Here is a 13886-nt window from a genome sequence, read left to right as displayed (position 1 = left end):
CACCGCTTCTGTCTCCGCGGAAGCAAAAGAGGTGGGTTACGCCGAGCGGATTGCGCTTCGCGCAATCCGCGGGGCTAACCCACCCTACGGCGTCGTCACTCGTGGCAGCGCTCACTGCGCCTCGATGTTCGCGTTCTTGATCAGCTTCTCCCACAGCACGAGCTGATCCTTCACGAAGGCGCCAAGCTCCTCCGGCGTGCCGGAGAAAGCGTCCATGCCGAGCGTGGCGAGTTGGGCCTTGATCTCCGGCTTCTCGACGATCTTGCGGATCTCGGCGTTGAGCCTGACGACGATCTCCTTCGGCGTGCCGGCGGGCGCGAAATAGCCTTGCCACGAGGTGATGTCGAAATCGGGCACGCCGGCTTCCTGCATCGACGGCAGATTCGGCACCAGCGGCGAGCGCTCCCTGGTGGTGACCGCGAGCGAACGCAGCGCGCCGCCATTGACGTGCGGCAGGCCGGTCAAAATGTCCACGAACATCATGGAGACGCGGCCGCCCATCACGTCGTTGAGCGCCGGCGGCGAGCTCTTGTAGGGCACGTGCAGCATGTCGATCCCGGCGTTATGCGCAAAGGTTGCGCCCGATACGATCGCGGACGAGGAGCCCGAGGCGTAGCTCAGCTTGCCCGGATTGGCCTTGCCATAGGCGACGAGCTCGCCGACCGTCTTCGCCGGCACGTCCGGGTGGATCACCAGCATGAAGGGCAGGTCGCCGGTGCGCGCGATCGGCACAAAATCCTTCACCGGGTCGTAGGTGAGGCTCTTCAGCAGATAGGGATTGGCCGAATGCGTGGTGTTGGTGGTGACCAGCAGCGTGTAGCCGTCCGGGGTGGCGCGCGCGACATAGGTCGCGGCCAGCATGCCGTTGGCGCCGGCCTTGTTCTCGATCACGATGCCGACGCCGAGCGCTTGCGACAGATGCTGCGAGATGATCCGCGTCGTGGTGTCGGTGCCGCTGCCGGCGGCGAACGGCAGCACCAGCGTGATGTTGCGGTTCGGATAGTTTTGCGCCTGCGCGGTGGACGTGGCCAAAGATGCCGAAAGACACGCGAGCAGCACGGCGGCGGCGCGCAAGCCGCGGATGACGAATGAGGACATTCCGGACGTTTCCCTGTTCTTGTTGTGCCGGGAAACTAGCCCGTCCGGGCCGGAATCGGAAGGCGGCAGCTTGGCGCGCACATCCGCGGCGCGGAATTATTTCGCCGGAGAGCCATTCGCCGCAGAACCCTGCCGCGAGGCGGTGACCACGCCGGCGAGCACCAGCGCGTAGCCGATCAGGTGAAACGCCTGCAGCTTCTCGCCGAGCAGCACGATCGCCAGCGCCGAGCCGAACACCGGCACCAGATGGAAGAACGGCGCAGCGCGGTTCGGCCCGATCAGCGCCACGCCGCGGTTGAAGAAGAGGTAGGCGAGCGTCGAGGGAAAGATCAGGATGTAGCTCATCGTCGCCAGCGTCAGCGCATCGAGCTTCAGCGTGATGCCGGCGGAATATTCCCACAGCGCGCCCGGCACCAGCATCATGGCGCCGCAGCAGGTGGTGAAGGACAGGAACGAGAGCTGATGAACCCGCGGCCGGCGCGCAATGACCGCGGAATAGAGTCCGAACGCGATAAGCGACCAGGTGAACATCACATCGCCCTTGTTGAAGGCGATGCTCGCGAGTGCCGCGAGGTCGCCGCGCAGGATGATGACGAGCACGCCGAGCAGCGAGACCACGATGCCCGCAAGCTGGCTGCCCGTCAGCCGCACCCCGAACAGCACCAGCGACCACAGCGCCACGAACAGCGGCCCGGACGACTGGATCAGCAACGCGTTCAGGGCCTCCGTGTATTGCATCGCCCAGTAGGAGATCGCGTTGTTGAAGGCAAAGCCGATCAGCGACAAAAACAGCATCAGCGGCAGATGCGCGCGCAGGGCCGGCCAGTCCCGCTTCAGATGCGGCCAGGCAAACGGCAGCAGAATCAGGAACACGCCGAACCAGCGGATCGTGGTCATCGTGATCGGCGGGATATGCGCGCCGACATGGCGCGCGAGCACGATATTGCCGGCCCAGAACAGCGAGGACAGGCTCAGCAGCAGATAAGGCTGGTTATTGAGCCAGCCGATCGGTTTCGTGGTCGGTGGCGCGGGTGCGACGATTGTCATTGTTCTCTGTCGAGCTTGCGCCGGGCTTCGCTTGCCCGACAAGTCCCGTCTCCGCAATGCTACAATGCAGGAAATTGTCGGGGAGGCGTGAGATGGGTGTGGATCTCCTGAACGTCGAAGGTTTGGCGCAACTCGATCAGCACGCGCCCGTGGTGATGCTGAACCTGATGCGCTTTCATCCGCGCTCGCTCGACGGCGACGGTTCGGGCTGGGACGCTTACTTGCGCTACAGCGCGGTGACGGTGGCGATGATCAAGGCGCGCGGCGGCACGCTGCTGTGGACCGGCGATGCCAGGGCGGTCGCGCTCGGGCCGCAGGCCGGCCACAACTGGGATTTCGTCGCGCTGGTCCATTATCCTACCGTCGCCGCCTTCCTCGACATGATGACGTCGGACGCTTACGAAACGCTCGCCGATCCGCATCGCCGCAACGGCTGTGCCGAGCATGTGATCGTCGCGACCAGGGAAGCCTACAGCAAATTCAAGACCGCCTGAGGCGTTGACCGGTCAATATATTAGACACTGAATGTTGGGACGGATCGTCAAGTAGCCTGCTTGCGCGAGGCCACGAACACGCCTGCGAGCACCAGCGCGAAGCCTATGAAGTGGAAGGCCTGCGGAAGCTCGCCGAGGAAGATCATCGCCATGATCGAGCCGAACACCGGCACGACATGGAAGAAGGGCGCGGCGCGGTTGGCGCCGATCAGCGCAACGCCGCGGTTGAAACAGAGGTAGGCGAGGGTGGAGGGAAACACCGCGACGTAGACCAGCGTCAGCAGGTTAGGCGCGTCGAGCTTCATCACGGGACGGGCGGACAGTTCCCAGATTTCCAGCGGGATGAGGCAGGCCGCGCCACAGCCGAAGGTGAAGGCGAGGAAGGAGAGGCCGTGGATCGCGGGCCGCTTCAGGGTCAGCACCGAATAGAGCGCGAAGATGATCAGGGCGACCATGAAGATGAGGTCGCCCTTGTTGAACGCGATATTCGACAGCGTGGTGAAATCGCCGCGCAGCAGGATGGTGAGCACGCCACACAGCGACAGCAGCACGCCGAATGTCTGCGTCGCCGTCAGCCTGACGCCGAGGATCGCCAGCGACCACAGCGCCACGACCAGGGGCGCGGCCGACTGCAGCAGCAGCGTGTTGAGCGCCTCGGTGTGCTCCAGCGCCCAGTATTGCAAGGTATTGAAGGCGCCGATGCCGGTGATCGACAGCACGATCATCAATCCGAGCTTGCCGCGGATCGCGGGCCAGTCCCTAGCCAGATGCTTCCAGGCGAAGGGCAGCACCAGCAGGAACGCGAAGGTCCAGCGCAGGAAGGACAGCGTCACCGGCGGGATATGGCCGGCGGCGAGCCGGCCGACGATGGCGTTGCCGGCCCAGCACAGCGCGGTGATGCTGAGCAGCAGATAAGGCTGGTTGGCGATCCAGGGCTGGTGCCCCGGCACGGCAATGCCGGTGGTTTGCTCGCTGGCGGACATGGGATGAGACGAAGCCCGGTTCATGCGCCGAGTCGTCCGGCCCGGCAGCGTCCGGGCCGGCTCGTACCCGGCCCCCTCAGAGACACGGAATCGCACGCAGCCACAATGCCGGAGGATGCATCGCGACCATGCGCTCCGGCGGCAATGTCTGCGCCTTTCGTCGAGGTCGGTGGCCCGGCCCGGAGCGATTCTGGATTTTCCGGGGATATCAAAGGCTTGAAGCGGGTTTCAGACCCCGAAAAAGCCCCGTTCTTGCTTGCTTAGAGAGGCCGCTTCCTTTATCCGGTTGGGCTGCCTCGCATGCGAGCGGCCTTGGGCCGCGACTAGGGCTTGGCGATAGGCATGATTCCGGAAAGATCGGCACCGGTTTTCCGTTGGGATCATGTCACTTAGAGACAGTTTGCATAGGGATTACCCGCGAATGGCCAATGTTGTCGTCGTCGGCGCCCAGTGGGGTGACGAAGGAAAGGGCAAGATCGTCGACTGGTTGTCGGAGCAGGCCGACATCGTCGTCCGTTTCCAGGGCGGGCATAATGCCGGCCATACGCTGGTCATCAATGGCAAGACCTACAAGCTGGCGCTGCTGCCCTCGGGCGTGCTGCGGGAGTCGAAGCTGTCCGTCATCGGCAACGGCGTGGTGTTCGATCCCGCCGCCTTCCTCGACGAGGTCACCAAGCTGCGCGCGCAGGGCGTCGCCGTCAGCCCGGACAATCTGCGCATCGCCGAGAACGTCACGCTGATCCTGCCGCTGCACCGCGAACTCGATGCGCTGCGCGAGTCCTCCAACTCGGCGACCGCCATCGGCACCACCCGCCGCGGTATCGGCCCTGCCTATGAGGACAAGGTCGGCCGCCGCGCCATCCGCCTGATGGACCTCGCCGACCTCGACACGCTGCCGCACAAGATCGACCGGCTCTTGGCCCACCACAACGCATTGCGCCGCGGCCTCAATCTCGAAGAGTTCGACGGCAAGGACATCCTGAAGGAGCTGTCGGCGCTGGCGCCGCAGCTTCTGCCTTACGCGGAAACGGTCTGGCGGCTGCTCGACATCAAGCGCCGCGAGGGCAAGCGGATGCTGTTCGAGGGCGCGCAAGGCGCGCTGCTCGACGTTGACCACGGCACCTATCCCTACGTCACCTCGTCCAACACGGTGGCGGCGCAGGCCGCGACCGGCGCGGGCCTCGGGCCCGGCGCGGTCGGCTATGTGCTCGGCCTCTGCAAGGCCTACACGACCCGCGTCGGCCAAGGGCCGTTCCCGACCGAGCAGGACAACGAGACCGGCCGCCGGATCGGCGAGCGCGGCCGCGAGTTCGGCACCAATACCGGCCGTCCGCGCCGTTGCGGCTGGTTCGACGCCGTCCTGGTCCGCCAGGCGGTCCGGACCTGCGGAATCAACGGCCTGGCGCTGACCAAACTCGACATCCTCGACGGCTTCGACACCATCGAGGTCTGCACGGGTTACCGGCTGGACGGCAAGGAGATCGACCACTTCCCGGCCGGCGAGGGCGCACAGGCCCGGGTCGAGCCGATCTACGAGACCATCGAAGGCTGGAAGGAGCCGACGGCCAATGCACGGTCCTGGGCAGACCTGCCGGCCCAGGCCATCAAGTACGTCCGCCGGATCGAGGAACTGGTGGGCTGCCCGGTCGCACTTCTTTCCACCAGCCCCGAACGCGAAGATACTATTCTGGTGCAAAATCCGTTTGAGGCTTAACGATCTCTTACCGGGACGTGCGCATAGTTGAGTTGAAATGGCTGATTACTATCCGCTGATCGCCCGCGCTATTGCCGCCCTGGACCCCAACGCTCCCGGCGAAAGCCGTCGCGCGCTCTATGAACGGGCGCGCACGGCGCTGATCGCGCAACTGCGCAGCGTACAGCCGCCGCTCTCCGAATCCGAGATCACCCGCGAGCGGCTGTCGCTCGAAGAGGCCGTGCGCAAGGTCGAATCGGAAGCCGCCCAGCGCGCCCGCGACGCCTCGCGCCCGGGTGGTGCGCGCACCGGTAGCGGCAGCGGCGACGCCTTCCGCCGGGCCAGCGCCCGCGCTGCCGAGGGCGCGCAACAGCCGGCCTCGCCGTCCGCTCCACCGCCGCGTGCTTCGCGCCCGGCCGCACCGCCGCGCGGCGAGCGGCCCGATGATTCCAGCGATCGCGATGCCCAGCGTCAGGCGCGCCCGCCGCGCGCTGAGCCGCCGCGTTCGCAAGGCCCGCAGGCTCCGCCGCCACCAATGCCGGAGCCGCCTGCGCCCGGAGGGCGTGATCGCTCCGCCGCCTCACGCCGTCCGCCCGAAGGTGCGCCGCCGCCGCCGCTGCCTCCGCAGGCGCCGGGCGTGCGCGGTTTCCGCGACATCACCGCCGATGCCGACGACCTCGGCCGTGCCGCGCAACAGGCCAATCGCGCCGCGCGCCGGACCTACGCCAACGTGCCGTCGCCCTCGCCGGAATTCGACCGGCTCGAGCCCAGCCTGGAGAACCGCGCCGGCGAGCCGCCGGACGTGCCCTATTCCTATGACGAGTCGGCGGAGGAGGCCGAGCGCTACACGCCGCAGCCGCCGTCGCCGCGCCCGCGCATCCCGGTCCGTGACGTCAAGAAGCCCCGCTCGGGATTTCCATTCAAGAGCGCGATTGCGCTCGGCATCGTGCTGGTCCTGATCGGAGTGGCCCTCGTCGCCGGCAAGTCGATCGTGCAGACCGTGAGCGGCCTGTTCAAGCCGTCGGCCACGCAGGTGGTGGAGGCGCCGAAGGACCCGTCGCAGCCGCAGAGCAAGCCGAAGATTCCCGATCGTGTCGGCCAGCCGTCGTCGAGCGAGCAGCCGGCGGCCCCGGTGGCGCAGCGCGTCGTGCTCTATGACGAGGATCCGTCCGATCCGAAGGGCAAGCAGTTCGTCGGCTCCGTGGTGTGGCGGACCGAGCCGATCAAGGCGTCCGGCAACCAGAAGGCCGACATCGCCGTGCGCGCCGACATCGAGATTCCCGACCGCAAGTTCAAGATGACGATGTCGTTCCGCCGCAACACCGACTCGTCGCTGCCGGCGAGTCACACGGCCGAATTGACCTTCATCCTGCCTCCGGATTTCCCGGGCGGCGGCGTCTCCAACGTGCCGGGCATTTTGATGAAGTCGAACGAGCAGGCGCGCGGCACCCCGCTCGCGGGCCTCGCCGTCAAGGTCACCGACGGCTTCTTCCTGGTCGGCCTCTCCAATGTCGAAGCCGACCGCGCCCGCAACATCCAGCTCCTGAAGGAGCGTTCCTGGTTCGACATCCCGCTGGTCTATACCAACCAGCGCCGCGCCATCATCGCGATCGAAAAGGGCGCCCCCGGCGAGCGCGCCTTCAACGACGCGTTCGCGGCCTGGGGGGAGTAAGGGCTTAGCCGAAAGCGTCATGGATCGACGCTGTTGTAGCCGAACCCCGTGATCTACAATGGCTCCGGCGTCCTTTGCTTGAGCGTATTGCGTACCTCGGTTCATGGCCCGGTCATCGCTTGTCAGATTGTGCGTTGCGACACTGGTCTACGCATTGACATTGCTCGATGCGGCGGCTGCCGAGCACAAGCGCGTCATGATCCTGCATTCCTTCGGCCGTGAATTCCGGCCGTGGAATGAATACGTGCGGGCCATTCGGGCCGAGCTGGACCGGCAGTCGCCCTGGGTCCTGGATGTGCAGGAACATTCGCTGATCGCGGCCCGCACCACCGATTCCAATCCGGACCTTCCGTTCGTCGAATATCTTCACGCGCTCTACGCCGACAAGCCGCCCGAGCTGATCATCTGCATCGGCGCGCCGGCCGCCGTCTTCATCCAGCGCCACCGGCAGAAGCTGTTTCCGGCCGCGCCGATGCTGTTCACGGCGGTCGAGCAGCGCCGCATCCAGTTCGCGAACCTGACCGAGAACGATACGGTCGTCGCGGTCAGGCACGACTTTCGCTACCTCTTCGAAAGCTTCCTCGCGATTGCGCCGGAGACGCGCGTCATCGCGATGGTGAACGGCAACTCTCCCAACGAGCTCGTCTGGCAGAACGAGATGCGCCGGGAGTTGAAGCCGCTGGAGTCGCGCGTCGATATCAGGTGGTACGACAAGCTGTCCTTCGAGGAGATGCTGAAGCAGATTGCCGCGCTTCCTGCGCACTCGGCGATCTTCTGGTTTCAAATGATCATCGATGGGGCGGGCGTCGGCCACGAGGGCGACCGGGCGCTGACACGATTATATGCGGTCGCCAACGCGCCGATCTTCACCACGGATCAGGCCTTCTTCGGCCGGGAGATCATTGGCGGGCCAATGCATTCACCGGCCGAGGGAGGCAGGCGAACCGCGTCTGTCGCGATGCGCATCCTTGGCGGCGAGAAGCCGGGGGACATCAAGACCCCGCCCAGCGATTTTCAGCCGCCCAAATACGACTGGCGGGAATTGAAGCGCTGGAACGTCAGCGAGCGCATCTTGCCAGCAGGTAGCGAGGTCGATTTCCGCGAGCCCTCCACCTGGGAGACCTATCGCTGGCAGATCATGCTGATCTGCTCCGTGGTCCTGGCCCAGGCGCTGCTGATCACGCTGCTCGTGCATGAGCGAGGGCGCCGGCTCCTTGCCGAGGTGCAATCCCGGCAGCGCATGTCGGAGCTTGCCCACGTCAACCGGTTCACGACGGCCAACGAGCTGACCGCCTCGATCGCGCATGAGATCAACCAGCCGCTCGGCGCCATTCGCACCAACGCCGAGACCATGGAGCTGATGGTCAAATCGGCCGCGCCCGACATCGCCGAAATCAGGGAGATCGTGGCCGACATCCGCCGCGACGAAGAGCGTGCCAGCGAGGTCATTCTGCGCCTGCGAAGTCTGCTGAAGAAGACTCCCTTCGAGCTGCGCGAGGTCGATCTCAACGCGATCGTCGGCGAGACCCTGGAGTTCCTTGCTGCCCTCACCGTTGGCCGGCAGGTCGGCGTCGACAGGGCGCTCGAGCCCGCACCGCTCGTCGTCAGGGGAGACCGGATTCAGCTCCAGCAGGTGATCCTGAACCTGGTCGTCAACGCCATCGACGCGATGGCCGGCATGCCGACGGCGGAGCGCCACATTGTCGTCAGGACCGATCGCAGCGGCAATTTCGCCGAGGTTTCGATTGCCGATTCCGGTCCCGGCATTGCCCCGGACAAGCTGTCGGACGTGTTCCAGCCGTTCTTCACGACCAAGGAGCACGGCATGGGGATTGGCCTGTCCATCGCGCGAACCATCGTGGAGGCTCACGCGGGACAACTCTTGGCCGAGAACGATGCCAAGGGTGGCGCGCGATTCCGCATCAGGCTGCCGCTCGCCTGAGGCAAGCGGCGGTCACCTGGCTCTAGTCCACCGCGGCCGCTCGCTTCCGCGCTGCCGCCGCGGCGGCCGCTTCCCGGTCCATCACCGCACGGCAGCCCGGGCTGACCTGGGACTTGTTCCGCACCATGCAGGCGGTGATCCGCGGGATGTCGGGGATTTCGGCGGAGCACAGCCGCATCGCATCGCCCGAGCACATCTGCTGCGCTTCCTGCGTGAAGGCGAGGCTGGGTGAGGTGGCGAGCGCAGCGGCCGACGTGGCGAGCGCAACGAGTGTGGCGATCCTGATAATCCGGTAGTTTGCGATCCGGTAGCTTGACATGTGAAATGCGTCCCCGAGGTTCCGCGGCCGGACAGGCCGCTTGTATTTGGGGCGCCGCACGCGGCTTGCGCTGCCGCATGTCATCACCGGCACCGGACTATCCGTCCGTGTGTGGTTGTTCGATCTGCGATGTCTGTCGAATCGAAAGTGCTGCGCCGCCCGAATCAAATTATGCGCGATTGCGGCGAAGCTTCAATGGCTCACGCAAACGATTTCACGATTGTTGCGCGTTCGTCACGCAAGCTCCGAAAAATCACATGCCAAAATTACATGCCAAAGTTACATGCCGTGGCTCTCGAACACCTTGCGGCATGACGACGACAGCTTGCTGCGGTTGGCCTGCAGGCACGATTGCACTGCACCGTCATTGCCGAGCTCCTTGCGGCACAGCCGCGAGGCGTCGCGCGAGCAGGCCTGCTGCTCCGTTTTGGTGCCGGCATGCCCTTGCGCGAAGGCCGGCGCGCTCACAAGGCCCGTTACGGCCATGGTGATGACGGCTAGTCCCATGATCAGACCACGCATCGCTCGCTCCGCGTCGGTTGCAGGAAGCTCCTTGGAAGTCTGTCCCAACTCGGCAGGGCGGGCACTTGTTCCGGCCGGTTTCCGGCCGGTCAGGACCGCCCGCGTCCCGGCGCGGCGAGCGGCAGGATGATGCGGAACACCGCGCCTCCCTCGGCCTTGTTCTCGGCCGCGATCCGTCCGTGATGGGCTTCCACGATGGTGCGGGCGATGGCCAGGCCCATGCCCATGCCTTGCGGCTTGGTGGTGAAGAACGGCTCGAACACCTTGTCGAACCTGTCGAGCAGGATGCCAGGGCCGTTATCGCAGACGCCGATTTCGGCGAACTCGCCGACCCGTGCGGTCCGCAATCCGATCCGGCGCTTTGGGCCCGCCGCGCCGGAGATCGCATCGATGGCATTGACGATCAGGTTCATGATCACCTGCTGAAGCTGGACCCGGTCGCCCCGGATCGGCAGCGCGCCTGCGGCGATCCCCGGGTCGAGCTCGACATCGCGCGCGGTGGCCAGCGGCTGGAGGAATTCGATCGTCTCCCGCGCGACCTGGTTGAGATCGAGATCGCGTTGCTCGAACGGCGCCTTCTTGAGCAGGCTGCGCAGGCGGATGATGACTTCGCTCGCGCGCGAGTCGTCGCGCCTGATGTCCTCGACGATCTCGCGCAGCTCCTTGAGGTCGGGCGTGTCGGATTTCAGCATCAAGGCCGCGCTCTCGGCATTGGTCAGGATCGCGCCGAGCGGCTGGTTGAGTTCGTGCGCGATCGAGGCGGTCAGCTCGCCCGCCATCGTGAAACGATTGATGTGCGCCAGCTCCGCCGAGCGCTGCCGCGCCTGGACCTCGGCGAGCAGCCGCCGGCGGCGTTCGTGGACGAGGATGCTGATGAGCGCTGCCTGAAGCAGGATCACGGCCGCGATGAGGCTGATCTGCCAGCGATAGGGTGCCCATGCCGTCGGCGGGCGAAACTCCACCTCGCTGTCAGGCGGAAGCCGGCTCTCGGGGATGTTCCAGCGCTGCAACTGCCGCCAATCATATCTTGGCGGGCCGTATTCGAGCGTCGGCGTCTTGATGTCATCAGGCTTTTCGCCACCGAGAATTCTGAGCGCGACCTCCGCCGTCTTGTGGCCGGACTTGGCCGCCGACGTCATTGGACCGCCGACGGTCTCGCCGCCGAAGAAGGACTCGTCATAGGAGAAGATCGGCGCGTTGGCGACATCGTGGATGTGCTTCAGGGCACGTTCGCCTTCGTGCACGGCGCCGGTCCCGTCCACTTGCAACTGCACCCAGAAGATCGCGCTGTTCGGCGGCAGCGTGGCGGCCTGCTTCAGAATGTCGGGGAAGGATTTGTCGTTCCAGAACACCATCTTGACGTTGGAGAGCGTCGGTTCGATCTCGCGGCGGAATTCGCTGAGCCAGAAGCGCTCGTTCGGGGAGTCGCCGATCACCACGGCAACGGTCTTCGTCTCCGGGCGCAGCCGGAGAATGTTGGCAAACAGCGCCGGAAGATCCTGCTTCACGGCAACGACAGCATCATTGTCCGTCAATGCCGACTGCCGTACCCGCCGTTCCTCGACGGCGGTCAGGACCATCGGGACCGAGGGAAACAGGCCTGCCCGATGCTGCTGCACGAACAGGGCCGCTGGCGCCCCGATCGCCACGATGAGGTCGGGCGCGCCGTGTGCGAACAGCGCGCCGAGATATTCGACGAACTGGGTCTCGACGCTCTTGTCGTCGAAGCGGGCGGTGACGACCGAAAAATCCTGGACGTCGATCGGCCAGCGCGACTGGCGCTCGAACTCCTGGCGCAGCGCAACCGCGTAGTCCCGCCACGGCTTGAAGTTCTGACCGTAGGAATGCAGCACCAGCACGCGCTTCGGCTCGGCGTGAGCCGTCCGTGCAAGCGCAACGGACAGCATCGCCGTCAGGATGCAGATAACGACATGCCGCAATATTCTACGCCGAGGGCCGGCCACTATCGTACTCGAAGCTCGTGCAATTTCTTTGATTGCAGCCAACATTCTACCGATTGCAGCAGCGTTGCACGTAGGCTGTGCGCTCGCAAGGCCGCGGCTACTGCGATGCCGCGCCCTGCGGCCGGTTGCCGCGATGCGCCCTCGGCGAGTTGCTGACCCTGCGCGAGCCGGCGACAGTTTCAGCGCGCGATCGTAATCGGCAGGCCGGGCTGATGAGGCCGCTGCCGGGAGCTTATGGACCTTCGCGGCGCTGGCTCCGTTCTATGCGAACGGCTATCCAAGCTTTGGGGCGCGCTGCTATAATTGCGGTGTCCGAGTAAGGGGTGCTTGATGAAACGCTATCTGGTTTTTGCGCTGGTCGTCCCGTTCATCGGCGGCTTTCTGCTGCTGCTGACGACCACCTATCAGTCCGGCTACTGGACCCAGACCAGTCTGGGCGAGGTCGGTAAGCTGTTCGTGGTGTTCTTCAAGACCCTGCAATACAGCTATTTGTTCGGCTTCCTGCCGGCGCTGATGATCGGTGCGGTTGATGACATCCTCCTGCACATCAAGCGCGTCGGGCCGGTGCTGCGCATCCTGCTGGTCGGGATCACCGCATTCTTCCTGGCCGTCTTCACCTATGGCTCGCGCGGATCGGAGAGCGGTGCGGTGCAGTTCATCCTCTATGGGCTGGTCGGCTTCGTGCCGGCAGTGATCTCGTCCTGGGTCGTGCACAAATATATCGACGAGCCGCAGCCGGCGGCGGCATCGGCGTGAGTGGCCACTCCGCCGCAGCAACCTCGGCCGCACCCGTGCGTTGACCGGGGACCATGACCATGCCCGATGACGAGATTTCAGTGCGCGGACGGCGCCGTTCGGGGAACACCTCGCGTGCGACCTTCAGCGGGCGCGAGGCGCGCGGGCCGATCATCGATCAGGAGGGGCACGAGATCCGGCCCGAGACGCTGGAGCAGGGATTTCGCGAGTTCGGCTTCGAGTTCAGCAGGGACGGTTCATTCGCCAATCCCTTCGGCAATCTGACGCGGGAGCAGCGGCTGGCGCGGCTCGAGGCGCTCGCAAAACTGCTCGATATCGCCTTCGTGCTGCCCGGCACCAACATCCGTTATGGCATCGATGGCCTGATCGGCCTGATCCCGGTGGTCGGCGATATCATCACGACCGCGATCTCGCTGTGGCTGGTGCGCGAGGCGCGCGCGCTGGGCGCGCCCTGGTATCTCACGGCGCGGATGCTCGGCAATGTCGCGGTCGACGGTGTCGTCGGCATGGTGCCGTTCGCCGGCGATGCCTTTGACGTCATGTTCCGCGCCAACATGCGCAACGTGCGCCTGCTGCGCCGCTGGCTCGACAAACAGGGACGCTGAGTTTCTTCTTCGCCTGTCCCCGCACGTGGAGAGAGCCAAACGCGAAAAGCGCGGTAGCCGTTTGGCTACCGCGCTTCGCAACCCATCGGAGGATGGAAAAGCTTACGCCGCGTCGGCGTCGGTGTTCGCAGCCGGCTCCGGCTTGCGGCGGCGCGGCAGCGGGAAGGCTTCGCTCTCATAGAGCGAGCGGATACCGTTCTGGTCGAAGCGCGCTTCCTCGACCTGGAGATAGGCGCCGTTCAGCGAATCCGTCGGCAACTGCTCCATCGCGAATTGCACGGCCTCGGCCGCAGTGCCGAAACGCCGATAGGTGAAGCCGGCACGCTTCTTCTTGCGGATGGCGGCGGGGAAGAGCTCGGCGGAGGTGTTGAAGTTGAACGGACGCAGTGGACGCATGGTCAAAGACCTCGTGATCTTTCTTTGCTTCAGGCGCGATGGGGGTGGAGGGCGATGGCCGCGACCTGGCGGCACGCCGTCATTTCCGACCCCTAATATAGGCCGTTTTGACAGAAATGCGACCCCTGCGAACGGAGATGATGAATCCGCGCATGGCAGCCCCGCAATGGGTATAATTGCAGTTAAATCAATGGCTTATTCGGCTTAAAGCTTGCCCAGAAGCAGCAGCACGACCAGCACCACGAGAATGACGCCGCCGATCCCCATGCCGGAATGGCCCATGCCATAGCCATAGCCCCCGAAGCGGCCGGACATGCCGCCCAAGAGGTAGATAATCACCAGGATGATCAGGATGGTTCCGAGCGTCATGGCATCCTCCCTGACGGCCGCTGTGA

General features: G+C 65.2%; 14 protein-coding genes. 6 read left to right on the top strand and 8 right to left on the bottom strand.

The window, feature by feature from the left end:
- Window positions 1-111: 111 nt before the first annotated feature.
- Window positions 112-1098 carry a Bug family tripartite tricarboxylate transporter substrate binding protein gene (locus KUF59_RS36255; protein ID WP_212462777.1) on the bottom strand — a complete coding sequence of 329 codons (987 nt, stop codon included), beginning with the start codon at window positions 1096-1098 and terminating at the stop codon, window positions 112-114.
- Between the two features lie 96 nt (window positions 1099-1194).
- Window positions 1195-2145, bottom strand: a complete 951-nt coding sequence (locus KUF59_RS36250; RefSeq protein WP_212462776.1) for a DMT family transporter — start codon at window positions 2143-2145, stop codon at window positions 1195-1197.
- Between the two features lie 92 nt (window positions 2146-2237).
- On the opposite strand from KUF59_RS36250, the gene KUF59_RS36245 reads away from it, so the two are divergent.
- Window positions 2238-2639 carry a DUF1330 domain-containing protein gene (locus KUF59_RS36245; RefSeq protein WP_212462775.1) on the top strand — a complete coding sequence of 134 codons (402 nt, stop codon included), beginning with the start codon at window positions 2238-2240 and terminating at the stop codon, window positions 2637-2639.
- Window positions 2640-2686: 47 nt separating this feature from the next.
- Here KUF59_RS36245 and KUF59_RS36240 read toward each other — a convergent pair whose 3' ends face one another.
- A complete protein-coding gene (locus KUF59_RS36240; protein ID WP_212462774.1) occupies window positions 2687-3622 on the bottom strand; it encodes a DMT family transporter in 936 nt (311 codons plus the stop codon).
- A 421-nt stretch (window positions 3623-4043) separates the two neighbouring features.
- On the opposite strand from KUF59_RS36240, the gene KUF59_RS36235 reads away from it, so the two are divergent.
- The 3 genes from KUF59_RS36235 (at window position 4044) to KUF59_RS36225 (ending at window position 8929) form a co-directional block, all read left to right on the top strand.
- Window positions 4044-5336, top strand: coding sequence for an adenylosuccinate synthase (locus KUF59_RS36235; protein WP_212462773.1), 1293 nt, complete (start codon window positions 4044-4046; stop codon window positions 5334-5336).
- Between the two features lie 37 nt (window positions 5337-5373).
- Window positions 5374-6987, top strand: coding sequence for a hypothetical protein (locus KUF59_RS36230; RefSeq protein ID WP_212462772.1), 1614 nt, complete (start codon window positions 5374-5376; stop codon window positions 6985-6987).
- A 103-nt stretch (window positions 6988-7090) separates the two neighbouring features.
- Window positions 7091-8929 (top strand): sensor histidine kinase, encoded by a 1839-nt coding sequence (locus KUF59_RS36225; protein WP_212462771.1) that lies wholly within the window; start codon window positions 7091-7093, stop codon window positions 8927-8929.
- 22 nt (window positions 8930-8951) lie between these two features.
- Here the strand turns inward: KUF59_RS36225 and KUF59_RS36220 are convergent, their stop codons facing one another.
- From KUF59_RS36220 to KUF59_RS36210, 3 genes are all read right to left on the bottom strand, one after another.
- Window positions 8952-9248 (bottom strand): hypothetical protein, encoded by a 297-nt coding sequence (locus tag KUF59_RS36220; protein WP_249141195.1) that lies wholly within the window; start codon window positions 9246-9248, stop codon window positions 8952-8954.
- 279 nt (window positions 9249-9527) lie between these two features.
- On the bottom strand, window positions 9528-9770 hold the full coding sequence (locus KUF59_RS36215; RefSeq protein WP_249141186.1) for a hypothetical protein: 243 nt from the start codon (window positions 9768-9770) through the stop codon (window positions 9528-9530).
- Window positions 9771-9859: 89 nt separating this feature from the next.
- A complete protein-coding gene (locus KUF59_RS36210) occupies window positions 9860-11710 on the bottom strand; it encodes a sensor histidine kinase (RefSeq protein WP_212462769.1) in 1851 nt (616 codons plus the stop codon).
- A 354-nt stretch (window positions 11711-12064) separates the two neighbouring features.
- Between KUF59_RS36210 and KUF59_RS36205 the strand changes: the two genes are divergently transcribed.
- Window positions 12065-12490, top strand: coding sequence for a DUF5413 family protein (locus KUF59_RS36205; RefSeq protein WP_212462768.1), 426 nt, complete (start codon window positions 12065-12067; stop codon window positions 12488-12490).
- Window positions 12491-12543: 53 nt separating this feature from the next.
- Window positions 12544-13095 carry a DUF4112 domain-containing protein gene (locus KUF59_RS36200; protein ID WP_212462767.1) on the top strand — a complete coding sequence of 184 codons (552 nt, stop codon included), beginning with the start codon at window positions 12544-12546 and terminating at the stop codon, window positions 13093-13095.
- 102 nt (window positions 13096-13197) lie between these two features.
- Here KUF59_RS36200 and KUF59_RS36195 read toward each other — a convergent pair whose 3' ends face one another.
- Together KUF59_RS36195 and KUF59_RS36190 are read right to left on the bottom strand one after the other, a co-directional pair.
- On the bottom strand, window positions 13198-13491 hold the full coding sequence (locus tag KUF59_RS36195) for a hypothetical protein (protein ID WP_140977018.1): 294 nt from the start codon (window positions 13489-13491) through the stop codon (window positions 13198-13200).
- Between the two features lie 204 nt (window positions 13492-13695).
- The gene (locus tag KUF59_RS36190; protein WP_212462766.1) at window positions 13696-13860 is read right to left on the bottom strand and encodes a DUF3309 family protein; all 165 of its coding nucleotides are present in this window, start codon (window positions 13858-13860) and stop codon (window positions 13696-13698) included.
- Between the last annotated feature and the right edge of the window lie 26 nt (window positions 13861-13886).

The sequence above is a fragment of the Bradyrhizobium arachidis genome (assembly GCF_024758505.1).
Taxonomy (GTDB): domain Bacteria; phylum Pseudomonadota; class Alphaproteobacteria; order Rhizobiales; family Xanthobacteraceae; genus Bradyrhizobium; species Bradyrhizobium manausense_C.
The sequence above is the reverse complement of the archived record's forward strand: the minus strand, read 5'-3'. Positions and strand labels throughout refer to the sequence as shown.

Bases quoted from the DNA above. Each gene is read 5' to 3' on its own strand.
- KUF59_RS36255 (WP_212462777.1), bottom strand. From the start codon at position 1,098: ATGTCCTCATTCGTCATCCGCGGCTTGCGCGCCGCCGCCGTGCTGCTC.
- KUF59_RS36250 (WP_212462776.1), bottom strand. From the start codon at position 2,145: ATGACAATCGTCGCACCCGCGCCACCGACCACGAAACCGATCGGCTGG.
- KUF59_RS36245 (WP_212462775.1), top strand. From the start codon at position 2,238: ATGGGTGTGGATCTCCTGAACGTCGAAGGTTTGGCGCAACTCGATCAG.
- KUF59_RS36240 (WP_212462774.1), bottom strand. From the start codon at position 3,622: ATGTCCGCCAGCGAGCAAACCACCGGCATTGCCGTGCCGGGGCACCAG.
- KUF59_RS36235 (WP_212462773.1), top strand. From the start codon at position 4,044: ATGGCCAATGTTGTCGTCGTCGGCGCCCAGTGGGGTGACGAAGGAAAG.
- KUF59_RS36230 (WP_212462772.1), top strand. From the start codon at position 5,374: ATGGCTGATTACTATCCGCTGATCGCCCGCGCTATTGCCGCCCTGGAC.
- KUF59_RS36225 (WP_212462771.1), top strand. From the start codon at position 7,091: ATGGCCCGGTCATCGCTTGTCAGATTGTGCGTTGCGACACTGGTCTAC.
- KUF59_RS36220 (WP_249141195.1), bottom strand. From the start codon at position 9,248: ATGTCAAGCTACCGGATCGCAAACTACCGGATTATCAGGATCGCCACA.
- KUF59_RS36215 (WP_249141186.1), bottom strand. From the start codon at position 9,770: ATGCGTGGTCTGATCATGGGACTAGCCGTCATCACCATGGCCGTAACG.
- KUF59_RS36205 (WP_212462768.1), top strand. From the start codon at position 12,065: ATGAAACGCTATCTGGTTTTTGCGCTGGTCGTCCCGTTCATCGGCGGC.
- KUF59_RS36200 (WP_212462767.1), top strand. From the start codon at position 12,544: ATGACCATGCCCGATGACGAGATTTCAGTGCGCGGACGGCGCCGTTCG.
- KUF59_RS36195 (WP_140977018.1), bottom strand. From the start codon at position 13,491: ATGCGTCCACTGCGTCCGTTCAACTTCAACACCTCCGCCGAGCTCTTC.
- KUF59_RS36190 (WP_212462766.1), bottom strand. From the start codon at position 13,860: ATGACGCTCGGAACCATCCTGATCATCCTGGTGATTATCTACCTCTTG.